Here is a 20,934-nt window from a genome sequence, read left to right on the forward strand (position 1 = left end):
TTTTATAGACAGTTCGTAGCCTCAGAAAAGTATTGCTGTTCGTAGTTTACCGGCGATAGGTTGGCCGCATGGCTATGACGGCGGACAGGGTTGTAAAACATTTCGATATAGTCAAAGATATCCTGTCGTGCGTGCTCTCTGGTTTTGTATATATTACGTTTAATTCGTTCACGTTTGAGTAATTGGAAGAAGCTTTCTGCGACAGCATTATCATGGCAGTTTCCGCGTCGACTCATACTCGGTTGTAGATTATGGTTGGCCAGGAACGCTGCGTATTCGTAGCTCGTAAATTGACTACCCTGATCTGAATGGACCATGATGGGTTGCTTGGGTTTGCGACGCCATACTGCGGCGAGCAGTGCCTGCAGAACTAAATCTTTATTCATTCGTGAATCCATCGACCAGCCCACTACCTGGCGCGAGAATAAGTCCACCACAACAGCCAGATAGAGCCAACCTTCATGGGTACGGATATAGGTAATATCGGTCACCCAGACTCGGTTCGGCGCTGCGACATCGAATTGCCTGTCCAGAATGTTAGCCACTACATTATGGGCAGCGCCACCATAAGACCCGGGTCGACGACGACCATACCCAACCTGAGCACGCCATCCGCAGCTACGCATCAAGCGCGCTACGCGATGACGGCTGCAGGTCTCGCCCAATGCCAGTAAATCCAAATGCACCTTGCTGTAGCCATAAACCCGGCCACTCTCAAGCCAGGAGGGCTTCATCAGAGCCAGCAATCGCTGGTCTTCATGATGGCGTGTGCTATAGGCATTGCGTCTCCAGGCGTAATATCCACTAGGATGAACGCCTAGCACCTGACACAGTCTGCGCACCGGGTATTGAGTCGAATATTGTTCTACAAACGCGTACTTTAGCCGGACTCCTTGGCAAAATACGCGGCGGCCTTTTTTAGGATATCTCGCTCTTGGGTCAATCGTTTGACCTCAGCACGTAGACGCCTGAGCTCGATCGCCTCAGTGCCAGCCTGCTTACCTGACTGCGCAGACTTACCGTATCGCTTGATCCAGGCATACAGGCTGTGGCTCGACACGCCCAGTCGTTGCGACACTTCAGCCACCGGTCGGTGGTGTTCTGTAATTTGCTTTATCGCTTCGAGTTTGAATTCTTCCGTAAATCGGACCTTGCTCATAATAATCTCCATCTGTGAGTATTATGAGGCTTAAAAGTGTCTAGTAAACCCTGGCCGATTCAAAAAGACGTATCCACCGGCTCACTCACATCAGACTCCTCAAAAAATCAATAAACCAACGAGTAGGGCGGTTTTCGCCTCGTTCGCACTACGTGTATGTGCTCAATAAGCTGATGGCCGTGCGCTTCATCCTCGACCAGGCACGTCATTTCACCATGCCGCTTTGAGCCTTTTCCTCCCCACCGTCGAACCACAACCCAATCACCCAAAAGGTCGTATACAAGTTCTGCCTCGTACCATCGACTAGACGTTTCCCAACGCTTGCGAAGAATCATCCCGGCAGTTCGTTTCATAGCACCTAAAGACGTTTAGTGACTGTAATTAGGGTTATGTTCTTTCAAGGCTTCAGCAGCCTCATTTGCTAACCAATTCATATCAATCCCTCGGCTCAGAAAAGTACCTAACGCGCTCCTGTTCCACTTCATCAAGGAAGTCATCTAACATTTCCTTGGGCGCATAAACAGTCTGTTTCACCCATGACGGCGGCACCATGACCTTCATCAGATAGGCCGAATAAACCTTGTCGCGGTAATGCTGAACACTTTGACGCGCTACACCGTATTCGCGGCCCACCTCGGACAAGCCTTTGCCGTTAACCAACACCTCGCGGGCCAGTTCGACATTTCTTTTCGCTACTCGGGGCATGGTGCTGGCCGCAGTGGTAAATTCTTCTTCCGTTAACCTGTAACGCTCCTGACTTCGCATCGTTCACCCTTATAAAAGCGGCAAGCTTTGCTGTTTAATTGCTAACTCGATCTTGCCAATTAACGCTTGATCTAAGTCACGAGCCGCTATAACGGCCTCGTGTGTAAAGATCATGTTGCCGTAAACATTAGCAAGGCGGCTGGCTGTCTCGCCAAGTGAAACCCCATCATGAGGCCCCTCAACGCCGCGCCAATAATTTACGGCCCTCTCAATTTTCTCAATGCTGTAAACCGTCTCATTCATATCAATGCTTTTGTGATAGCGCTGCTAGAGCCTCGCGCATACGCTGTAGTTCTTTACCCGCCTGAACCGTGCCATCAAGCACACCGCCTAAAGCGTTGCGCACATCAGGCCTTTCTTGAAGGGCACCCAGCATCTTTTCAAGTTGCTCATTGATTCGCTCGGCTTGCTTGCCCGCTTGTATTACCAACTTTGCAGAAGCTGGTTCCAGCGTCACCGGCGACACGTTTTTTTCTCGCATGCGGGAATCCGCTTTTTTGCTGGCTTTTGCGCTTTGGTCTTTGTCGGCCGGTTTTGTTTCTTTCAACTTCTCACGAACGGCTTTACGCACATTTAGCGCCGGGTCAGCCTCTGCCCGTTCAACAACTTCTTTTGCTGCCTTAGCATCTTCTTTTTCCAGTCGGTGCAAATCGTTGATGGCTGATATGTCAGCCGTAACACCCGCCGTCACCGCCTTACTCGCTTCACCTTCTGTCTTGACCACTTCAAGAAACTTGATGCGCTCGGACACCCAATTGATGCTTTTATTCCATTCAGCCGCCACTTTTTCCAAAGTACCTAGCCGTCGCCTGTCTTCGTTCAGTGCTGTAGCAACCTCAAGTTGAGTTAGGTTTTCCCGCTGAATATTCTCGGCCCGCTGAATACGTCGCGCCTGCTCGTCCGTAATATCGCGCACTACAACCTGTAATTTGATGCCAGCAATTTTGCTGGCACTCCAACGCCGTTCACCAGCAACCATCAAGTAGCGCCCCGGCTTAGTAGGGTGTTTACGGACGATAGCGGGTTCATGCTGTCCGTCCCGTTTCATGTCTTCGCCAAGTTCGGTTAACGATTCAATTGTTAGACCCGGATTGTCCTTACTGCGAATCTGAACCTCACAATCAACCAAATTAGGGTCAACTTCCTCAATGCGCTCACCGGGCAGGGCCGCGCCTTGCTTCTGAATCTGTGACAGCTTGCTAATTTTTTTCGTAAAAGCGCTCATTCCTATCTCTCCATTAGTTCATACCAAGACGTGACAGCACTTCGTCACATGCCTGTCGCATTTCTTTTGCCGCCAAGCGCTGATTACCACTTCGGGCACGATGCCATACAGGGTGGCCCTGAGCCAGCGCGGTCGATATGCAGGCCCGCGCAATAACAACCTCGTCAAAAAGCATGTCGCCATAGGCTTCACGCAATTCTGGCAGCGCTCGTACTTCGTTGGATGACTTGCTATTGACCCGATTTGCAACAAAACCAAGGTGTCGCAAATTAGGGTTGTATTCACCTTGAACCCCTGCAACAGTAGCCAACAACTTTGGCATTCTTGCCAAAGAAAACGGGGAAATATCGAATGGCGTCACCACGCCATCAGCAGCCGTCAGAGCGCCAAGCATGCGACGCTGTAAATTAGGCGGGGTATCAATGATGCACAGGTCGTAATCAGCAGCAAACTTGGTCAAAGACTCCCGTAGCCCCATGATGACGTCCAGCGGCATATCATCGACGTCCAGAATCTCTACATCGGCCTCGATCAGCGATATGCCCTCATAAACCTCTCGGGGGTTTTGCCCATTAAGTTCGCCGGAAAAAAGCTGGCTTGATTTCAAATATGGGGTTTCATCGTCTTCCTCGACCTCGGGAAAAACCTCTGAAATATCACCCTCGTCAACGTCAACAAGCAGTACTCTATAACCTTGTTCTGCGGCACGAAAAGCGATATGAACGCCGAACGTGCTTTTACCAACACCGCCTTTTTGGTTTGCCACTGCTAAGACTCGCATACCTTTCCTTTCTGGCTGCTCAGTTCGCATAGTAGGAACCTCATGAAGAAGATTTAACATTGGATAATGAATATTGATTTTGTACTGACATTATATTGACGTGTCAATACTTTGTCAATAGTTCCAGTTCTCGCATGCGGGAATTTCCAGCAACAAAAAACGAATCTATGATTCATGGTGCGCCGTCTATAGAATTGCAGCAACGCTCTTGATAGAATAGGGAAGTAGGCTTCTCAGCAATGAGGGGCTTAACATTGGATTTCATCCCGGCTTTTTGGCCGGGATTTTTTTTGCCCTTCCATCTAGCCAGCTTGATAGAATGGCCTTAACCCGCCGATATTTGTCATGGTCTGTTTCCTTGTGCAAGTCCAGTCGGGTCAGACGGGAATACGGGGCGGCTCCTGTATTCCCGTCGTCTTTTTCGCCTAAACGCGGCCTCGCGGCTCAATACCACGCGAAGCAGGGCTACTGTGCTCACGCTCCTGCCATGCCTTGGCAATTCCAACGTGCTCGTAGGGATAGCGAATTTCAACATTTGCCCCTTGCTTGAATAGATCTCTTTGCGAACTACTCAGGGTTTTTCTTTCATGACGAATATGTAATTCCCGGCGACCTTCACGGACAGTCTGTATAACGTGTCGATCATCAACTGACACAATCGGTCCTTTATAGGTTTTTCCTACTTCCGGGGCGTGTCGTTTAGGCTTGGCCGCAACGTCTTTGTGCTGATAGAACTTTCCATCGTTATACAGATCGTGCGTTACAACGGATTTGTGCGCCTCACCATCGCCATCGCTCAACGATAACTCACGGGACTTGTCTATCATCTTGCGTTCGTCAGCTACATAGGCCCTCATTGGGCCGGGCAGAGTAGGGCGCTGCTCGGCTTCGATTGCTATTTTTTTGTTTCAAGTGCGCTATCTTGCTGCACTTCTCGATCAGCTTTTTGCCTTGAAGACGAAAGCATCAGTTCTTGTTTTCGGTTCACGCTATGCCTCCTATATTCGTGCCAAAGAACCTATCTGCATGGTATCATGTAATTGACACATGACAGTCATCAATGATATGGCACATGCAACGTAACGAATTGGAGAATGACATGGGAACAACAAACAAAGTAAGGCTACACCGGGCCAGACTACGCGCTGAGGGCTTACGACCCTTCCAAATGTGGGTTCCTGATACACGGTCAACAAAATTTGCTGAAAAAATACGTCAGCAAGCCCGCAAATTGCGAAATGACCCTACTGAGCGTGAGATTCTGGAACAAACAGACGAAGCCATCCGCACAACTGAAGGATGGGTATGACACGAGGTAGCATCGTAACCGTGGCTTTTCAAGGTGACTTTGGAAAGCCACGGCCAGCATTAATTGTGCAATCAGATTTACTCGAAGACCTGCAAAGCATCATTGTTTGCCCGATCACCAGCGATATACAAGACGCAGCCTTTCGCATCACCATAGAACCAAACCCTACCAACGGCCTGAAATACCTTTCGCAAGTAATGGTTGATAAAATTGGCACCCTCTCAGAAAGCAAAATAGGCTCTACCATTGGTCAGTTGGACAATGAGCGTATGAGGGCAGTGGAACGAGCCATATTGTGGGTAGTCGGCATCGCCTGACTGGATGCACCCATCAATAGCTTTACAGCCGAAACAAAATCTAAACGGTACAGGTGCATCACTAAGTCGATAGCACCACCGCCGCCTTTCTCAACCCTTGAGTCATACCAACGCAGCCCGGTAGCCAACAATTCCACCACACCACCGTCAATAGAAACGTATAGCCGCAACGTCGATTTATCTTTGAGCGGTACAAAATCAGTATCACGCTTCCAATACAACCCCATCAAGTCCAACGCTTCAATTACAGGCATAACCCTGAGCGCCGCCAATACCTCGGGGGAAAACGATTTACGGTTTCTACTCATACCCATCAATTCCTTTACAAGCTAACCCTATTGAATCCGTAACACTCCGTGCCTGCGGCACTGCGCGGCATGTGGACAACGCTACCGCGTTGACACACAAGCCTTGCGGCTACTCGTGATATATAAATCACAGGGCTACTCCGGCTTTCAGCCGAGGCGGCCAAGCCGCTAGGCTTCGCCATTAGTAATACGCACGCACTTGTCTCATGCATTATGGTCACCGCTTTTGGCTTCGCCATTAGTAATACGCACGGACTTTGAACACCCGGCCTGTCGGTCGTGTAATACGCACGCACCTGTCTCACCAGCCGGGGGGGTCGGCTTGCCAGCGCGATACCAACTTGCCCGACTCATTCCGAAGGCCTCCCACGGCTTTGTGCGGCTCAATGACTGGCTTTCGTAGGTTTCCCGATCTATCGCCCCGGCTGCCCGCCTACGCGCCTTCTGGCGCTCTCTGTGACGCTCTGCGGCCATGGCTGTACTGATTACGGTGCGTAGTTTGCGCTGTTCCTCGTCGGTAATCTGAAACAAGCTGATTAGAGTGTCATTCTTTGGGGTATACAGGGGGGAATACTGACGGCCACCAAATTCTACTTTTTCACCGGCTTCGTATTGCTTCGCTTTAGCGTAAAGCGTCATCAACTCTTTGCTACGGTAATCATTCCAGTTGGGGGAAAGCTCGCGGGCCAACGCCTTCGCTTCGTGGTACATCGCGCCGCTGTGCGTAGCGCCCGATAGCAACAGAAAATTGAGTCGCCAAAAAAGGTGCTTCATGCGTTCACCTTCTTGAACGCCGCCGCGCAGCTTCGTTAGCAATCTAAGGTCTTCCAACCTATCCCACGCCAATTTTCGGCCTGAAAACCCGCGTAATTCGCTATTTTTCGTACCCTGTAGTAGTTTTAATTGTCGCTTTTCGCTGCGCTGTCGTCGTTCTTGCTCGATCTGCCACCGTGCCACCGGCAGCAGTATTTCGGCAAGATATTCAAATGAGTAGCGCACGGGCTGGCCATCTGGCCCGTTCTCGACGTGCACCACGCGGCAAATCTCGCCGCTCTTGCTGTTGACTGTCTGAATAATGCGCAATACACGGCTAGCGTCTTTAGCTGCCGGGTCGGCGCCTACATCGGCCAAGCGCTCCACTAAATAGCGTTGGCATGCGTTCCAGCGTGGCAACGCCTGACGTGGTACGGGTGTTTCTAACAGCCACTTGGCCTGTATGCCTCGACCGCTGAATACCAGCAATGACGGCGTGGGTAAACCTTGATCGTGACACAGGTACAACACGCTATTGGTAAGCTGCTCAGGGGTTCGTCCTTGCGCCCATGGCATGTTGTAGGTGTCCAAGTCAGCGAAAAGCAACCCAACGCGGGCTAGATTCACGACACGACGATTCGGCCTAATAAATTCAGCCTGCGTCAGCCAGCTATCACGGGTTTTATCGACCAGCCCTAGCACTGTCGGCATATCAACTAATCGGTGCGACGATTGGAACGTGCCACCGTCTGGATTCTTGACCAGGACGGAAAAAAAGCCGAAGCGGCTAGGGTCGTGATACGCCCCGGCCTCGTCGGCTCCATCAAACAGTTCTCGCTGTGCTAACGCCATAAAGCTGCCTCACGCTTTGCGGTCTTCGCGCAAAGCCCTTGTCAAATGAGGAATGCAGCCTTACAATGAGCACTATCAACAGCACTCTTAGCTGCTCGCCAAAGCAGTTGTAAGACTAAAACCTCGCCGAAGCCCCGTCGCCAAACGGGGCTTTTGCATTTCTGTTTATGACTCGTTGCCGGTGCCACCCGATAACTCGTCGCTCTTTCCTGCCAATGATCTTGGCAACCAACCCGAAACGTCTGCCTCAAACTTGAAAAGCCCGTGCTGGATTAGCACAGAGGCGGCACCGTCCACTGTTCGGAAGTATCGGGGGCCACCGCGATACTGACCGAGAACGCGTTCTTGCTCACCAATTCGCAGCACAAGAATCAACCCTTTATCTGCGAAACGAACCGCCGCGCTCTTGATGCCACCAGCCGAAAGCACCTCTTTGAATGCTGTTGGGCTAATGACAGATTTCGAGTCAAACATAATCATGCCTTACCTTTACTATTCTGTCCAGCACTAGACGCTGGTGCTGCAATGATAGCGCATTACGTAACAAATACTGTGTGTTTTGCGAAGTAGTCCGCTATTTATTTTTCTCGGGCAAGCTGCGCTCTTGCCTCAGCTTCCATTTTTCGCACTTGTTCGGCCATTTCAGGGGGTAGCCAAACCTCGACCTTTCGCCATCCTCTCTCGATCTCTTTGGCCGCTGCCCGGACACGGGCCACCTCGCTTTGACTCTTGCCCTCTACCAGCACCTCTCGGGTGATTTCGATAGTGCTAAGCGTAAGGTGACTCAACCGCGGTTGCAGCGCCTCGAATGCCTCTGCCGTCATCGTAGGTCTTGCCATTCACTACCTCTGCATGGATTGGTACGGGCCGTAGTGGCCCGTACCTGATTAAAAACTAGCGGTCACGCCGTGCGTACGATCTGGCGATCGATATCTCTTCCAGCCGCCGGCGAGGAAGCAACACGGCAACCGAGCATATCCTAGAAATCGAAGGCGAGGTTGGCGGCAACCCTCGATGGCGTCGTTCTACGATCGAGTTCCCGAAAGGACAGGCCGCGCTGACAGGCCTCAGTGTCGTGCTGTCATTGTCGACAGTCTTGGGACTTGAAGGTCGCCCGCCAGCCCCTGCGGGACTCTATTTCCCCGAACTACTTATGGATGCTGATTGGTTCCTGGATGAACTGGTACAGGCAGGTGCCACCGTAGTCGTCGATTCGAATTAACGATGAGCAAGTGTCCAACGTGCCACACCAGGAAACTACTACCCTGTGCGTGGCCGTTGACCAAAACCATCGTATTCAAACTAGATCGATTTTGCTGAAATCTGTGATATCGCCGTTATTGTCAAGCGTGATAGCGAAATTGACAATATCACCGTTCTGAAACACATTGGATTGCAATGGAGCCGCAAGTAATTCATTGAAGAATTCAACGTAAACCATATCCATATTGACTTTTGCTCGCTGGTCGGATCTGGAAGTCATGAATGATAAATCTCTTGACCATTTCATCGACCTGGAGTGTTGACCTGCTGGCGAGCGAGACTCCATCCGACTGTCAGCGCGGCGAGCGCCACTATCATCAAACTGATGATCTAATTTAAATGGATCGTGGCCTTGTCGTCGGCCAACAAGCCAGCCAACACCACAGGCACGACCTCCGAACGTGATTGGAAACCAATACGGAATATCCACAATCGACTAAAATCAGTCTTTATCTGACTACACGCTCGCATTTTGATGTATACTCCTTCTGTTTTCAACGTTTAGAGGTTAATTGTGGACACAGACGGATGTAGTCGATCTAAGATCGCACGCGCCGCCTAGTAGGATCAGCAGAAACCTTTTTTCTGTCACATCCTGCTAAGCCAGGATGTGGTAGGCCCCGGGTAACAGTCTGTTGCTCGTTCAAACCCCATTCATTTTTATCGCTTTTTTAGCTATGCTCATTGGCGGTGTACGTTCGCGTGCCGTCGACACATAGATAAAAGGCGGCGCATGCTCGTGGATTCATCACCGTTTTCTCCCCTTTTCAAGGAGATAACTATGCGCACCATCAAATTATTGCAATGGCTGCACCGTTCGGGCGCAGCCCAGAACGACACGCGACCCACCACCTATCGACTTACCATTATCAGCTTAAGCACGATGCTTAACACGATACGTAAACAGCTCTACCACGAGCTGCAGGCCTTGGACGTCCCTATTTCGCGGGTGCATGTTTCTTGTGCTGATGTCGAGCACTTGGCCAGCACTTCGGTCACGCTGGAGTGTCCCCCTCATCTTCGCCCAAGGTTAAATGCCCTGGCGCTACGGCTGGGTCAAAGTCCTGATATACGTCGAATTCATGTGGAAAGCGCAGCAGGAAGCACCCTCGCCGCGCTACCCGCCTGACAGTATTTTGATAAGTAATCCATAGGAGAGCGCCATGCCAGAAGACCCTGAGCCGCGACGGCACCCCACTTGGCCCGACACTCGTCCGCTGCGCTGACATTTTCTGTTTAACAGAGAATAACCGCTTAAAAATGGGCACGGCCAGCCTATAAAGCTTACCCAACAGGATTATCGTTCAGTGGCGCAAGCCACTGAGGGATAGTCGCACCCGTAGACAACGCAACACGCAAGGGGCGGCTGCGTACATTAGAAGGAGATCATCATGTTCATGACTCATTCGCCATTTTCATCAACGCGACGCCACCGTATTTCTTTGGTAGCGACACCGGACCACATCAACCAGGTATATGCCGCATTGCGTGCGGCCGCCTATGACCTTGGCCTTCATCTCACGCGTTGGCAGGAATTATCTGCTCCAGCAGTAGGATTCGCACAGGATGAGTCTGTCCCAAATGAAGCTCGTTTATTGCAAGCCGAATTCAGCACCACAGATAGTCTATCGACTCAGTTTCTACAGCGCGTTATTCGCGCCACCAACAACATACCCATGGCGAGTCTCAAGCTAGAGTTATTCCACCCGACGGTACCTGTGGGCTCCAAAACGCAATCCGCACTTGCCCCGAAGACCGGCAACGGAAAATTGAATACTGTCCGGCGCCCTCCTTCCCAACCATTGTGGGCATGGCTGCTACCCGAACCGCCATGCTCCTCTGAGGCTTTTGATTGGCCTGAAGAGCAATCGGCCTCACGCCCCACAGTACACAGCGCACCATTTCGATAGTGCGTGCTAATGGCACACACGATAAATAACTCACTAGAAAGGAAAAATTATGGACGAAGACGGTAACGAGATGTTGCTCGCTGGCCACCTTCTTGCGCGGCCAGCGAGCAACACCAACCCCAGCTATTTCTTTAACCGATCAAGGACTAACTTGAGCCGGCGGAGCGTTCTGTTGCCTAAATAAAAGGGCTGGATCTCCTGTCCGTGCTCAGGCGCATCAGGATGTATCTAATGAAAAAAATAACGCAACAGCTCCACTACGGAGATATCGCAAAAACGTCAACCTTTCACAATGACCCAAGCTTACCCATTGTGCACTACGCCTGGCACTCCCTTAACGCGGTGCTACACGAGTTAAGAACGGACCTTAAAGGGTTAGTTCAGGCCGATGCACTACAGCGTTTAACCCGTAATGGTCCTAACAAGATCGCTCTCGATAAGCTTATACGCCGCGTTGACAAACGCACCGACCGGCAATTGTCGCTACAACAACAACCCGCTGCCGTGCGGCGTCGCGCCACGCTGTCAGCGTCTCCCATAGAACGAGAAATCGCTATTCGCTCGCTTGTGCCAGGGGACATCATCACACTGAAGCCAGGCGACCTTATTCCTGCCGACATTCGACTGATCGACTCGGAGAACTTCCTTGTCGATCAATCCGCGCCAGACTCCCTACCCAATGCCTGCCTCATGGGTGCCCAGGTCATTCACGGGACAGCCACAGCGGTTGTCGTTGGAACCGGGCCAGCGACCTGCCTTGGCTCTGAAGCCGAAGATGCCATTGCTGCCATGCTCGCCGTGTCCGCCACCTACTTCTCATTACTGCGACCCGCATGTCGAGCGGCAACGGCAATCATTTGCTCGGGTTTGCTTTTAAGTGCAGCGCCCGCTCATGCCCAAGAGGGGGTATCTCTTTATGGCACTGTGGATACCGGCATAGGCTGGACCCGTGTGTCTGGTGGAGATCATCTGACCGGCGCCCTAAGCGGCGGCCAAGCTGACTCGCTGTGGGGATTACGCGGTTCCGAAGGGCTCGCTAACGGGTTTACAGCAAGCTTCGCTCTTGAAAGCGGCTTTGATCCGTCCACCGGATCGCTGGAAGATGAAGACCGCCTGTTCAACTATGCCGCATGGATAGGCATAGGACACGATGAACTGGGTGAGTTCCGCCTGGGTCGCCAACACGCCATAGGTCAGCGGTTCGGCGACGAACTGGAAATCGCCTCATGGGCTGACTTCGGACTGGGTGCGCTGTTCAAAGCCTCTGATAATTACCAGTTATCCAATACCATCAGCTACCTAAGCCCCGAGCTATCCGGCTTTCAGGCTGGACTCAGCTACAGTTTCAATGCCAACGACGGCGAGCATTTTCAAACCAGCCGTAACGCGCGTGCACTAAGTGCCGGCCTGCGTTATGACGACGGGCCGCTCTACGCGACGCTGACCTATGACCGCATGCAGCCAGGCCACGATGGGGTACACGGAAGCCGCTCAGCCCAAGCATGGCAGCTTGGGGCAAGCTACGACTTCGAGGTCATCAAGTTGGCAGCAGGCTGGTCCCGCCAAAGTAACGGCTTTGTCGGACTGAACGGCGGAGATACAACTACCGACGATCTCAGCGAAGTCGGGCTTTCAGGGGCGGGCCCAATGGAATTCGTCCAAGGCGGCCGAGTCGACGCCTGGTTTCTGGGGGCGTCGCTGCCACTAGGCCCGGGCCGTGCGTTAGCGCAATGGTCCATCGCCAACCCTGATTGGACATGGCGCAGCACGGGCGAACGCGCCAAAAAAGTCCAAACCTATTCCCTAGGCTACGTCTATGACCTGTCGCCACGCACCAGCGTGTACGCCTTTGCGGCAGGCGGGCGCAATTTTTCACTCGACGACACATTCACGGCACGCAACCCAACAGTCAGCCGGATTGCCGCTGGACTCACTCATCACTTCTAGCTTGACCGAGCTTTCGGTTGGCGGCGCCAGTCGCCAGCTCTCATTTACTACGCCATTTCAGCTTCAGAAATAACAAGGAACACCCATGACTCTAGATACACTAACGCTGCGCCTCCAACACCACATTGATCAAAAAGACTACACCGCTGGCACTGCACTACTTAACGACATACCAGCGGTAGACGCCGCCTCGGTGCTGAACGATACGCCGCTGAGCACGGCGTGGAAGCTGCTCTCGAGCTTGAATATAAACCGTAAAGCCTCGGTGTTTGGGCATTTGCGCCCCACCATGCAAGCCGACATGGCGCGCCTGATGAGCCGCAAAGAACTGGCCTTGCTATTCGAGGAAATGGAACATGACGAGCGTGCCGACTTATACAACCGGCTAAGCGAGTCCGAGCGCCGAGCCTTGCTGCCAGGGCTGGCCCATGCCGAACGCGAAGATATCCGTCTGCTTGCCAGCTACCCCGAAGGCACAGTCGGCTCGGTCATGACATCCGCTTACGTCACGCTGCGAGCCGACCAGACTGTGGCCCAGGCACTGGATACCATCCGCCTGGAAGCGCCAGACATGGAAACCATTTATCAAGCTTATGTTCTGGACGAAAGCCGTCACCTAGTAGGCACCCTGTCACTGCGCGACCTGATACTTGCTGTACCGGCCATGCTGATTGAACAGATCATGGTGAAAGACGTCATTCAGTGTCAGGCTCAGGAGCCGCGTACTGCAGCAGCGCGCCAGATCGCCCACTACGATCTGATTGCCGTGCCCGTTGTCAACGAAACGGGTCAAATGGTGGGCATCGTCACGCACGACGACGCACTGGATGTCACCCAGGAAGAAAGCACCGACGATCAGCTCAGGCTGGGCGCCGTAAGCCGCCTGGCGGTTTCCTTCAAAGATGCGAGCATAGGCGCGCTTTATCGCACCCGTGTCGGCTGGCTCGTCATTCTGGTCTTTGGCAACCTTTTTTCCGGAGCCGGCATTGCCCACTTTGAAAGTCTGATCGAAAGCCTGGTTGCCTTGGTGTTCTTCCTGCCTTTGCTTGTCGACAGCGGGGGCAACGCCGGTTCACAAAGCGCAACGCTAATGGTTCGTGCTCTGGCCACCGGCGAGGTCATGGCCAAAGACTGGGTGCAAATGCTGGGTAAGGAAATTATCGTCGCCCTGCTGCTGGGGCTGAGTATGGCCCTTGCCGTTTCGCTGATCGGCTTTGTACGGGCTGGACCGGAAGTAGCGTTAGTGGTGTCTATCACCATGGTCATCATTGTTATCGTTGGCAGCGTTATTGGCATGTTGCTGCCTTTTTTGCTGACTCGATTCAAGCTTGACCCCGCATCGGCCAGCGCACCGCTGATCACATCCATCTGCGACGGCGTCGGTGTGTTGATTTACTTCAATATCGCCAACCTGATGCTGGTGTTGCCAGACGCCGTCTAAAGGCATAACGTTAATCGCCCTGGGTCAAGAGCACATGCACAGGAACTCTGTGCATGTGCATCGACCAAACCACATAAATATTCAAAAACAATGAAAGCCTTCGCCAATATCCAATTACTTGAAATCGCCGACACCCTGGTCAGCCTGACCACCGCCTTCATTATGGGCTCCATCATCGGCTTCGAGCGCCAGTATCGCCAGCGTACCGCCGGACTTCGTACCAACGTACTGGTGTCCGTTGGCGCGGCCATCTTCGTTGACATGGCCTTTCGCATTGCAGGTCATGATGGTGCCGTTCGCGTTATTGCTTACGTCGTATCGGGCGTTGGTTTTTTAGGGGCCGGTGTTATTATGCGCGAAGAAGGCAGCATACGTGGCTTGAACACTGCCGCCACGTTGTGGGGATCAGCAGCGATTGGCGCTAGTGCAGGAGTAGGGCTGGTTGTAGAGGCGGTGCTAGGCACGTTTTTTGTATTGGCTGCAAACACACTACTGCGACCTTTTGTTAATTATATAAATCGCCTGCCCGTTGATACTGAATCCAGTGAAATTACAAACACTATCCATATCATTACACCCAGCGATCAACGCCAGCACGCGATGACAGCATTAGAAGAAATTCTAGAATCAGCCAATTACCCTTTGGCAGAACTGGACATTACCCCCTTTGGCGAGGAGGAAATTGAAATCGAGGCAACACTGATGGCGACATCGATAAGCAGTGAAGACATGGATCGCCTGATCACCAAGCTTAACGCTGAACCGTCTATCCATCAAGCCTTCTGGGCGCTAAGTACATCTGAATAAGTACCAGGCCACAATCGCAGATTAAGTATATCTATCTCATAGCACCTTCCTTAGTCAGGTTGTGCATCACCCGAAGCGGACGGAGTTGTCTAATACAGCTACTAGGCAATCATTAGTGCGCTAATAATAAACAGATCAGTCGGTCGTCAGACAATATCCATCAGCCCCCTTGGCCAGGAAAAAAAGTGACAAAACTCTTGGGTGCTGATGGAGCATCAAAAAATACAGGACAACTGATGTAATCAGGGCCAGCCACGCGTCTGACGACACTATGGCCCGAATCATTGCTCAGTCTTTGGTATAGTCCAGGCCATCATACGTAAGTCCTTTCCCCAGCACTCCTGCCATCGTCAGCATAAACGCAAGGCCTCGCCTGACGTCCGGCTCACGCGCCATGCGCAGCAAACCTATCAGGCTAGGGGTTTCCTGCATGTTCGAGACCTGAGTCCGTGCCATCCGTGCGGCGTTGCCGGCTGTCCATGCTGCTCCCATAGTTTCTTCAAAGGCTTTCGCCAGCTTCTCGACCATATACTCGTCAGTCATATCGACCAGGTCAGCAGTGATCGACACCAGATCAACGATACGGTTCAGGCGGCCTCCAGCCAGCAGGGGCTCTACCTTGGCAAGCAATTCCTGCAGTCCCTGCAGCGCTGCAGCATCGTGCAAAAGCCCGCCGGTCTGATTCGACGCCATAGAGTCAACGGTCTGAGTGTCTTGTGCCGCCTCATGCGGTGTCACATTCTTTAGTCCATCCATACTACCCTCCGTGTGATTATCGCCGTCTGCGTGACGTAGTTCTGGTGATGTCATACCAGCCCCCGGGCTACCGCCCAATAAGCGCCGCGATTAAAGCCTTTACGCATCAAGCCACCCAATTTGTTAGGCGGCGTGGGTTGGACGTCGACTTTGTAGTCATACCAAAGCGGCATACCGTCGTCCAGGCCCATCTGGGCAATGGCGACGACCTTGCCTTCATAGGCATCGCAGGTGCGTCCATGCCGTATTTCCGACGCAAGGTTGTTAACAACCACCGGCGACTGGCTATGACAAGAGCCGCCCGCTTTGCTAACAGGTAGATCCACGGTATCGCCCAAGACGTAAACGTTTTCTAACCCTATCACCTTCATCGTTTCGTGGTCTGTGGGTAACCACCCCTCATCGTCAGCGGCTTGCGAGATACCAGATTCCCGCACCGCCTGCACTGCGCGAATAGGCGGTGTAGCCATTAAAATATCGAAATTCTCTTCGTCGCCCTCTTCCGAATATGCAACCTTGCGATCCGGATCTACGCGATCAAGGGTGAATCCTCGCTGATGCTTGATGCCACGCTGCTCGAAGATAGTAGGCAGAACTTCACAGGTGTCTTTCTGCAAAAACAAGCAGTTGCGTAATAGCTGGGCTACCGTGGGGTAGGTGTAAATGATCTCGATCTGGTCCCTGACCCCGCGTTTACGCAGCATGTCGTCCAGCATCAGTGTGGTTTCTATCGGTGCAATACCGCACTGGTGCGGCACATTATGGGTCTTGGGGAAAGTCACGGTGATAAATATGCGGCCCTTTTCTATGGTGCTGAGCTTATCGGCTAATTGTCGCGCAGGCGCATGCTGATAGAAGTGATCACCGCCTTCTTTCAGGCCTTCGATTCGTTCCGGCGAGGGTATGCAACCGGTGGAGATCACTAAATGGTCGTAATCAATGACTTTGCCGCTGGCACACCGTACTTTGCTGGCGCCAAAATCAAATTGCTCGACCTCTTCCAGTTGAAAGTCGATTTCCGGACGAAGTAAGCTGCGCTGAGGCCGCCGAAGTTCATCCCGGAAAAAACCATTGAATGCCACATACATAAACGCCGGCTTGTAATAGTGCCATGGCGAATTGGACAGCATGGTCACCTTGACCTTGCCTGCGCGAATTTCTGGATAAAGCTTGGTCACTAGGTGGTTAGCGGTCATAGTGCCGCCTATGCCACCACCGATAATCAGGATGTGATGCGCCATCTGTATCTCCTTTTTTAACGTAATTCCAGAACGAAGGTTCGTTCTAGTACCAAACAAAAAATATCGGCTCGGGCTTATCTAAGACGTTACTCCGACCCGGATGAAACGAGGCCCCTGTGTGTTGTCAAAGCGGCCCATGTGTTCTGCCAAAGTTCATCGTAATAATCGCCTACTGGCTGGGGCACCAGCCCATCAAGGCGTAAGCATACCATGCGAATTGCAGCCCCGTAAACCAATGCGCCTGCCACCACGGGGTCCATAGGTTTGATCTCGCCGGTTAAAATGCCATCGGCCACAAACCGGCGCATGCGCACAAACGCCGATGTAGAGCAGATGGATTTTTCCGACGGCAGAAATTCACGATGCCGGGCGTGAATGATGAACTCCATCGCTTCGGGCTCGGCTTCGGTCAACTCAAACAGCATTCTTACAACGGCCGCGCAACGATCTTGTGCCCCGTCATGCGTGGCTTCAATATCGTTAAGCAAAGCATTCATGCGCTCAAGCAGATGGTCGTAAACTGCCCGCGCAATACCCGCCTTGTCAGTAAAGTGATGGTAGGCAAAACCGACGGACACCCCGCCTGCCGCCACGATTTCGTGAACGGACGTATTGAAATAACCTTTTTCACAAAACAGGCGCAACGCGGCTCGCAGGGTAGACACGTGACGGGCGCCAAGATCGGCGAAGAGGCTGAAGGATATCGTTTCGGTCATGTAGACATCATAGAACGAATGTTCGTTCGGTGGTATCACGCCTGCTTAGGTGTTTACCCATAGGTCGAAAAACGGGATATGAACTATGGGACTACTCCGACTTGCCATCAGCACGGCGACGATCATAAGAAATGGATAGTTAAAACTGAGCGTTCTCAGTTCATGCCGTCTTGGCCCTGCTGTCATTGCAGTGATTGCTCACCGTTCGTCTTGGCTTTACTGATGTAGATGCAAGTTCACGCCACAAGCTTATGTCCTATACTGGCTCGCACGCAGGGGTACTCGCTGATTTCAGCGGGTTGAGAAAGGCCCTTCGTACCAGTACGGATAATGCCGATGCTGGGAGCGTGCTTGTTTAACATCGTTTGACGCCCTGTCAGGCGATGACATCAAGCCTATTCCCCTATCGGCTCCATTGTTAATTTCTTGGAGCATGTCTTGAACACCCATCCCATCTTTTCAGCAGCCAGCGCCGAAGTCGACGCCGCCGCCATCACGCCTCTTCCCCAGTCACGCAAAATTTATCAACAAGGCTCACGCCCGGATATTCGTGTGCCATTTCGCGAAGTCTCGCAAGACGACACCCCCACTATGTTCGGCGGCGAAAAAAACCCTCCACTGACTATTTATGACACCAGCGGCCCCTATACCGACCCATCGGTCAAGATCGACATCCGTAAGGGCCTTGACCCAGTGCGTAGTGCCTGGATAGCAGAGCGCAACGACACCGAAAAGCTGGCAGGCGCCAGCAGCGAATACGGACAAGCCCGCCTGCAGGACGCAAAGCTTGATTCCCTGCGCTTCGAATTGAATCGCTTACCGCGTCGCGCCCTAGCGGGAAACAACGTGACTCAAATGCATTACGCTCGGCGCGGCATTATTACCCCTGAGATGGAGTTCATCGCGATTCGTGAAAACCTGCAACGGGAGCGCTACGTGGAAATGTTGCGAGCCAGCGGCCCGGATGGCGACAAGCTGGTAGAGCGGTTGCTGCGTCAACACGCAGGTCAATCGTTTGGAGCCGCTATCCCAGCCTCGATCACGCCAGAATTCGTGCGCGAGGAAGTGGCAAGAGGCCGGGCCATCATTCCAGCCAATATAAACCACCCCGAATGCGAGCCTATGATCATAGGTAGAAATTTCCTGGTCAAGATCAATGCCAACATAGGAAACTCGGCGCTAAGTTCAAACATCAGGGGGTCACCTCACGAAACGGAAAAAATCGTACGCTAAGCCTCTCGCGGTGTTCGTAGTGGCCGGAACCGGCCCCGCGCAACGCGTTTATCCTGCTGCCAGACGTAATCGCCGGTGAGATTGATGTGTTCCCAGCCCAGCGGCGACAGGTGCGGTAACAGATCTTCATCCACGGGCTGCCCGGAATCGGTCAGTGACTGGATCGCACGCTCCATATAGACGGTATTCCAGAGAATGATGGCGTTGACCACGAGATTCAGGCCGCTGGCGCGGTAGCGCTGGTTTTCGTAACTGCGATCGCGAACTTCGCCCAGACGGTTCAAGAATACGGCTCGGGCCAACGCATTCTTGGCCTCGCCCTTGTTCAGCCCCACCTGGACGCGGCGACGTAAATCGACGTTCTGCAGCAGGCTCGAAGGCTCAAGAGATGACTGTTGCAGAGCTGAAAAATCCAGACGTCCTGAAAGGCTACATCAAAGGGCTGGAAGACCATCGGACGGACCTCTATATCGGCAGAGATATCGAGAATGCCCAAGTACCGCAGTCGGACTTTGAGCGGGTCAATCAACTATTGACACCTGCTTACGCGGGTAGACTGAAAAACATAGAGCCACAAAATTTGGAAGTGAAATCAGACGGCCCTGAACTAGAACGCTAAGCCCATCTTGGCTACTAGAAACAACAAAGGCCACCCTTGGGTGGCCTTTATCTACTAGCGAGAGTGCGAAATATCGTTCTCAAGCAGCATTCGAACATAACGAGTATAGGGAATGCCTTTACTGGCTGCCTTCGCTTTCACCGCAGATAACAGCGCGGATGGAATACGCATGTTCAATGCAGCTTCCTTCTTGGCGAATTCAAACTTCATTGGCTTGAAGCCGGACAAATCGTATTCCGACAGATCAGCATCCGTCACAAATTTTTCGGCTTCTGCGTCACTACGCAACGATGGTAGAGGCTTAAGTTTTCTGTTCATAATGATCGATCTCCTTCTGGTGCATGAAACGTGCGCTGATGGGTCGCAATTTGGTTTGGCCACCTACCTTGCGAAACATAAACACCAAAAACACATACCGGCCAGCAACAGTTTTTCCAATAGCCCTCATGCGCGGCTCATCAGGAAACGGGTCAGGCATAACAGCAGGGCCACCCAAGAAAACCTGCTCGATTTCCTCGCGAGTAACACCATGCTTGCCGCACTTGGGCCAGTTGCCATCATCCCAGTCAAATCCATCTATTTCCATACAATCAATATACACCAATGTCTACACAAATGCAAAACAAGACCCTGTGACGGCAGGGCCTTGTAATCCCTAGTGACCGCTAGAACGGAATATCGTCTGTCATATCCGCCAGACTATCCGAGGCAGGAGGGGTATTGGATTGCGCTTGCTTCGCCGCCTGCTTAGCCGGACGCTTGCCAGTAGGCTTGCCCTGTGGTTGCGGCTCTGGCGCTTCGCCGGCACCCTCTCCACCACGACCACCACCCAACATCTGCATCTGCTCGACCACAATTTCAGTAGTGTAGCGGTCTTGGCCATCATCGCCTGCCCATTTGCGGGTGCGTAGACGACCTTCCACATAAACGGGTCGGCCTTTTCTCAGGTACTCACCTGCAATTTCAGCCAGACGGTTGTAGAACACCACACGGTGCCATTCCGTTTCCTCGCGGCGCTCACCAGAGCTACGGTCTTTCCACTGCGAAGTCGTGGCGATGGAAATATTGCAGATAGCAGCCCCTTCCGCGCTATAGCGTACTTCGGGGTCACGTCCAAGGTTGCCGACCAAGATCACTTTGTTTACCGATGCCATGATGTTTGCTCCCAAAAAATCGAATCACAAAAAGGTTTACCGCTGACCGGGATCGAAGATTCCGAGCCCGATTTGTAGATCTGTGTTGCGTTCTACATTTCGGCTTGCGGTGTGTGCCGCCGGTCTCGTTAGTTCGCCGCCCGTGCCGTGCCGAACCATGGAAGGACAAACGGAAAGGGACCGTGGAATAAATAGGGAGCGAAGCGAGCGGTTTATGCCGCGAAAGCCCTTGAAGTGCGGCCTGGAGTGGTACGGTCGGCGTTGTTGGGGCGGCGGACTGACGAGATCGGATTCGCGGTAGCCCAGTAATGAGAGGACGCAACACAGCCGCGCGGCGAGCGCCTTCTGTGCGCAGCGCACCAACTAGGCCGCACCGCG

Annotated in this window: 25 protein-coding genes, 2 pseudogenes and 1 riboswitch; of the genes and pseudogenes, 9 read left to right on the forward strand and 18 right to left on the reverse strand. The window is 52.6% G+C overall.

Translation table 11 applies throughout. The annotated features are described in order from the left end of the window. Positions 1-2: 2 nt before the first annotated feature. The 6 genes from CAP48_RS19495 to CAP48_RS19525 all read right to left on the reverse strand — a co-directional run bounded on the left by CAP48_RS19495 (position 3) and on the right by CAP48_RS19525 (position 4,757). Positions 3-1,159 (reverse strand): IS3 family transposase gene (locus CAP48_RS19495; RefSeq protein WP_100699553.1). Its coding sequence is split into 2 segments (ribosomal slippage): positions 3-922 and positions 922-1,159, totalling 1,158 coding nucleotides; the frame shifts between segments, so codons are not numbered across the junction. Between the two features lie 435 nt (positions 1,160-1,594). Then, positions 1,595-1,924: a TrfB-related DNA-binding protein gene (locus CAP48_RS19505; protein ID WP_100006106.1), complete on the reverse strand. Its 330-nt coding sequence runs from the start codon at positions 1,922-1,924 to the stop codon at positions 1,595-1,597. A 9-nt stretch (positions 1,925-1,933) separates the two neighbouring features. Continuing rightward, positions 1,934-2,167: a DUF3717 domain-containing protein gene (locus CAP48_RS19510; RefSeq protein ID WP_100699555.1), complete on the reverse strand. Its 234-nt coding sequence runs from the start codon at positions 2,165-2,167 to the stop codon at positions 1,934-1,936. A gap of 1 nt (position 2,168) precedes the next feature. Continuing rightward, positions 2,169-3,149: a ParB/RepB/Spo0J family partition protein gene (locus CAP48_RS19515; RefSeq protein WP_100699556.1), complete on the reverse strand. Its 981-nt coding sequence runs from the start codon at positions 3,147-3,149 to the stop codon at positions 2,169-2,171. Between the two features lie 13 nt (positions 3,150-3,162). Next, positions 3,163-3,930, reverse strand: a complete 768-nt coding sequence (locus tag CAP48_RS19520) for a ParA family protein (RefSeq protein WP_100699557.1) — start codon at positions 3,928-3,930, stop codon at positions 3,163-3,165. A 425-nt stretch (positions 3,931-4,355) separates the two neighbouring features. Next, positions 4,356-4,757, reverse strand: a complete 402-nt coding sequence (locus tag CAP48_RS19525) for a hypothetical protein (protein ID WP_100699558.1) — start codon at positions 4,755-4,757, stop codon at positions 4,356-4,358. 272 nt (positions 4,758-5,029) lie between these two features. Here CAP48_RS19525 and CAP48_RS19530 point away from each other — a divergent pair, with 272 nt between their 5' ends. Both CAP48_RS19530 and CAP48_RS19535 read left to right on the forward strand, forming a co-directional pair. Then, positions 5,030-5,239: an antitoxin MazE family protein gene (locus CAP48_RS19530; protein WP_100699594.1), complete on the forward strand. Its 210-nt coding sequence runs from the start codon at positions 5,030-5,032 to the stop codon at positions 5,237-5,239. Next, complete coding sequence (locus CAP48_RS19535) at positions 5,236-5,556, forward strand: type II toxin-antitoxin system PemK/MazF family toxin (RefSeq protein ID WP_100699559.1); 321 nt, start codon at positions 5,236-5,238, stop codon at positions 5,554-5,556. The genes CAP48_RS19530 and CAP48_RS19535 overlap by 4 nt, the downstream gene beginning before the upstream one ends. Here CAP48_RS19535 and CAP48_RS19540 read toward each other — a convergent pair. The 5 genes from CAP48_RS19540 to CAP48_RS20160 all read right to left on the reverse strand — a co-directional run bounded on the left by CAP48_RS19540 (position 5,490) and on the right by CAP48_RS20160 (position 9,162). Further along, entirely contained in the window at positions 5,490-5,810 is a 321-nt protein-coding gene (locus CAP48_RS19540; protein WP_242444579.1) for a hypothetical protein, read from the reverse strand. The two genes, CAP48_RS19535 and CAP48_RS19540, sit on opposite strands and share 67 nt — an antisense overlap. 258 nt (positions 5,811-6,068) lie before the next feature. Then, the gene (locus CAP48_RS19545; RefSeq protein WP_100699560.1) at positions 6,069-7,469 is read right to left on the reverse strand and encodes a replication protein; all 1,401 of its coding nucleotides are present in this window, start codon (positions 7,467-7,469) and stop codon (positions 6,069-6,071) included. A gap of 165 nt (positions 7,470-7,634) precedes the next feature. Then, positions 7,635-7,949 (reverse strand): ParC family partition-associated protein, encoded by a 315-nt coding sequence (parC, locus tag CAP48_RS19550; protein ID WP_100699561.1) that lies wholly within the window; start codon positions 7,947-7,949, stop codon positions 7,635-7,637. Between the two features lie 98 nt (positions 7,950-8,047). Then, positions 8,048-8,308: a TrfB-related DNA-binding protein gene (locus tag CAP48_RS19555; RefSeq protein ID WP_100699562.1), complete on the reverse strand. Its 261-nt coding sequence runs from the start codon at positions 8,306-8,308 to the stop codon at positions 8,048-8,050. Between the two features lie 458 nt (positions 8,309-8,766). Beyond that, positions 8,767-9,162: a hypothetical protein gene (locus CAP48_RS20160; RefSeq protein WP_153045734.1), complete on the reverse strand. Its 396-nt coding sequence runs from the start codon at positions 9,160-9,162 to the stop codon at positions 8,767-8,769. A gap of 351 nt (positions 9,163-9,513) precedes the next feature. Between CAP48_RS20160 and CAP48_RS19565 the strand changes: the two genes are divergently transcribed. The 5 genes from CAP48_RS19565 (at position 9,514) to CAP48_RS19580 (ending at position 14,837) form a co-directional block, all read left to right on the forward strand. Then, positions 9,514-9,861 carry a hypothetical protein gene (locus tag CAP48_RS19565; RefSeq protein WP_100699564.1) on the forward strand — a complete coding sequence of 116 codons (348 nt, stop codon included), beginning with the start codon at positions 9,514-9,516 and terminating at the stop codon, positions 9,859-9,861. Between the two features lie 262 nt (positions 9,862-10,123). After that, the gene (locus CAP48_RS20165; RefSeq protein ID WP_153045735.1) at positions 10,124-10,642 is read left to right on the forward strand and encodes a hypothetical protein; all 519 of its coding nucleotides are present in this window, start codon (positions 10,124-10,126) and stop codon (positions 10,640-10,642) included. 477 nt (positions 10,643-11,119) lie between these two features. Continuing rightward, a complete protein-coding gene (locus CAP48_RS19570) occupies positions 11,120-12,589 on the forward strand; it encodes a porin (RefSeq protein ID WP_161495311.1) in 1,470 nt (489 codons plus the stop codon). A gap of 85 nt (positions 12,590-12,674) precedes the next feature. Next, the gene (gene mgtE / locus CAP48_RS19575; RefSeq protein WP_100699566.1) at positions 12,675-14,030 is read left to right on the forward strand and encodes a magnesium transporter; all 1,356 of its coding nucleotides are present in this window, start codon (positions 12,675-12,677) and stop codon (positions 14,028-14,030) included. Positions 14,031-14,120: 90 nt separating this feature from the next. Continuing rightward, the gene (locus CAP48_RS19580) at positions 14,121-14,837 is read left to right on the forward strand and encodes an MgtC/SapB family protein (protein ID WP_100699567.1); all 717 of its coding nucleotides are present in this window, start codon (positions 14,121-14,123) and stop codon (positions 14,835-14,837) included. A gap of 288 nt (positions 14,838-15,125) precedes the next feature. On the opposite strand, the gene CAP48_RS19585 is transcribed toward CAP48_RS19580, so the two are convergent. The 3 genes from CAP48_RS19585 to CAP48_RS19595 form a co-directional block, all read right to left on the reverse strand. Next, complete coding sequence (locus CAP48_RS19585) at positions 15,126-15,530, reverse strand: DUF1641 domain-containing protein (protein ID WP_100699595.1); 405 nt, start codon at positions 15,528-15,530, stop codon at positions 15,126-15,128. Between the two features lie 113 nt (positions 15,531-15,643). Continuing rightward, positions 15,644-16,834, reverse strand: a complete 1,191-nt coding sequence (locus CAP48_RS19590; RefSeq protein ID WP_100699568.1) for an FAD/NAD(P)-binding oxidoreductase — start codon at positions 16,832-16,834, stop codon at positions 15,644-15,646. An 86-nt stretch (positions 16,835-16,920) separates the two neighbouring features. Then, on the reverse strand, positions 16,921-17,550 hold the full coding sequence (locus CAP48_RS19595) for a TetR/AcrR family transcriptional regulator (protein WP_100699569.1): 630 nt from the start codon (positions 17,548-17,550) through the stop codon (positions 16,921-16,923). 264 nt (positions 17,551-17,814) lie between these two features. Further along, positions 17,815-17,912: riboswitch (TPP riboswitch) on the forward strand. Positions 17,913-17,988: 76 nt separating this feature from the next. On the opposite strand from CAP48_RS19595, the pseudogene CAP48_RS19600 reads away from it, so the two are divergent. Next, positions 17,989-18,744, forward strand: a pseudogene (locus CAP48_RS19600) (phosphomethylpyrimidine synthase ThiC); the annotation flags it as partial. 35 nt (positions 18,745-18,779) lie between these two features. Here CAP48_RS19600 and CAP48_RS19605 read toward each other — a convergent pair. Then, positions 18,780-19,151: pseudogene (locus CAP48_RS19605) on the reverse strand (Tn3 family transposase); the annotation flags it as partial. A 20-nt stretch (positions 19,152-19,171) separates the two neighbouring features. Here CAP48_RS19605 and CAP48_RS19610 point away from each other — a divergent pair. Continuing rightward, the gene (locus tag CAP48_RS19610) at positions 19,172-19,402 is read left to right on the forward strand and encodes a hypothetical protein (RefSeq protein WP_242444576.1); all 231 of its coding nucleotides are present in this window, start codon (positions 19,172-19,174) and stop codon (positions 19,400-19,402) included. 54 nt (positions 19,403-19,456) lie between these two features. On the opposite strand, the gene CAP48_RS19615 is transcribed toward CAP48_RS19610, so the two are convergent. The 3 genes from CAP48_RS19615 to ssb all read right to left on the reverse strand — a co-directional run bounded on the left by CAP48_RS19615 (position 19,457) and on the right by ssb (position 20,556). After that, positions 19,457-19,720: a BrnA antitoxin family protein gene (locus CAP48_RS19615; RefSeq protein WP_100699570.1), complete on the reverse strand. Its 264-nt coding sequence runs from the start codon at positions 19,718-19,720 to the stop codon at positions 19,457-19,459. Further along, on the reverse strand, positions 19,704-19,988 hold the full coding sequence (locus CAP48_RS19620; protein WP_100699571.1) for a BrnT family toxin: 285 nt from the start codon (positions 19,986-19,988) through the stop codon (positions 19,704-19,706). Before CAP48_RS19620 ends, CAP48_RS19615 begins: the two co-directional genes overlap by 17 nt. 79 nt (positions 19,989-20,067) lie before the next feature. Further along, positions 20,068-20,556 carry a single-stranded DNA-binding protein gene (gene ssb, locus CAP48_RS19625; RefSeq protein ID WP_100699572.1) on the reverse strand — a complete coding sequence of 163 codons (489 nt, stop codon included), beginning with the start codon at positions 20,554-20,556 and terminating at the stop codon, positions 20,068-20,070. Positions 20,557-20,934: the final 378 nt, after the last annotated feature.

Origin of the sequence: Advenella sp. S44 (assembly GCF_002810445.1) — a bacterium.
In the GTDB taxonomy this organism is placed as follows: domain Bacteria; phylum Pseudomonadota; class Gammaproteobacteria; order Burkholderiales; family Burkholderiaceae_B; genus Advenella.

Excerpts from the sequence above, each read along its gene's own strand:
- CAP48_RS19505 (WP_100006106.1), bottom strand. The coding sequence starts at position 1,924 with ATGCGAAGTCAGGAGCGTTACAGGTTAACGGAAGAAGAATTTACCACT.
- CAP48_RS19510 (WP_100699555.1), bottom strand. The coding sequence starts at position 2,167 with ATGAATGAGACGGTTTACAGCATTGAGAAAATTGAGAGGGCCGTAAAT.
- CAP48_RS19515 (WP_100699556.1), bottom strand. The coding sequence starts at position 3,149 with ATGAGCGCTTTTACGAAAAAAATTAGCAAGCTGTCACAGATTCAGAAG.
- CAP48_RS19520 (WP_100699557.1), bottom strand. The coding sequence starts at position 3,930 with ATGCGAGTCTTAGCAGTGGCAAACCAAAAAGGCGGTGTTGGTAAAAGC.
- CAP48_RS19525 (WP_100699558.1), bottom strand. The coding sequence starts at position 4,757 with ATGATAGACAAGTCCCGTGAGTTATCGTTGAGCGATGGCGATGGTGAG.
- CAP48_RS19530 (WP_100699594.1), top strand. The coding sequence starts at position 5,030 with ATGGGAACAACAAACAAAGTAAGGCTACACCGGGCCAGACTACGCGCT.
- CAP48_RS19535 (WP_100699559.1), top strand. The coding sequence starts at position 5,236 with ATGACACGAGGTAGCATCGTAACCGTGGCTTTTCAAGGTGACTTTGGA.
- CAP48_RS19540 (WP_242444579.1), bottom strand. The coding sequence starts at position 5,810 with ATGCCTGTAATTGAAGCGTTGGACTTGATGGGGTTGTATTGGAAGCGT.
- CAP48_RS19545 (WP_100699560.1), bottom strand. The coding sequence starts at position 7,469 with ATGGCGTTAGCACAGCGAGAACTGTTTGATGGAGCCGACGAGGCCGGG.
- parC (WP_100699561.1), bottom strand. The coding sequence starts at position 7,949 with ATGATTATGTTTGACTCGAAATCTGTCATTAGCCCAACAGCATTCAAA.
- CAP48_RS19555 (WP_100699562.1), bottom strand. The coding sequence starts at position 8,308 with ATGGCAAGACCTACGATGACGGCAGAGGCATTCGAGGCGCTGCAACCG.
- CAP48_RS19565 (WP_100699564.1), top strand. The coding sequence starts at position 9,514 with ATGCGCACCATCAAATTATTGCAATGGCTGCACCGTTCGGGCGCAGCC.
- CAP48_RS20165 (WP_153045735.1), top strand. The coding sequence starts at position 10,124 with ATGTTCATGACTCATTCGCCATTTTCATCAACGCGACGCCACCGTATT.
- mgtE (WP_100699566.1), top strand. The coding sequence starts at position 12,675 with ATGACTCTAGATACACTAACGCTGCGCCTCCAACACCACATTGATCAA.
- CAP48_RS19580 (WP_100699567.1), top strand. The coding sequence starts at position 14,121 with ATGAAAGCCTTCGCCAATATCCAATTACTTGAAATCGCCGACACCCTG.
- CAP48_RS19585 (WP_100699595.1), bottom strand. The coding sequence starts at position 15,530 with ATGGCGTCGAATCAGACCGGCGGGCTTTTGCACGATGCTGCAGCGCTG.
- CAP48_RS19590 (WP_100699568.1), bottom strand. The coding sequence starts at position 16,834 with ATGGCGCATCACATCCTGATTATCGGTGGTGGCATAGGCGGCACTATG.
- CAP48_RS19595 (WP_100699569.1), bottom strand. The coding sequence starts at position 17,550 with ATGACCGAAACGATATCCTTCAGCCTCTTCGCCGATCTTGGCGCCCGT.
- CAP48_RS19610 (WP_242444576.1), top strand. The coding sequence starts at position 19,172 with ATGACTGTTGCAGAGCTGAAAAATCCAGACGTCCTGAAAGGCTACATC.
- CAP48_RS19615 (WP_100699570.1), bottom strand. The coding sequence starts at position 19,720 with ATGAACAGAAAACTTAAGCCTCTACCATCGTTGCGTAGTGACGCAGAA.
- CAP48_RS19620 (WP_100699571.1), bottom strand. The coding sequence starts at position 19,988 with ATGGAAATAGATGGATTTGACTGGGATGATGGCAACTGGCCCAAGTGC.
- ssb (WP_100699572.1), bottom strand. The coding sequence starts at position 20,556 with ATGGCATCGGTAAACAAAGTGATCTTGGTCGGCAACCTTGGACGTGAC.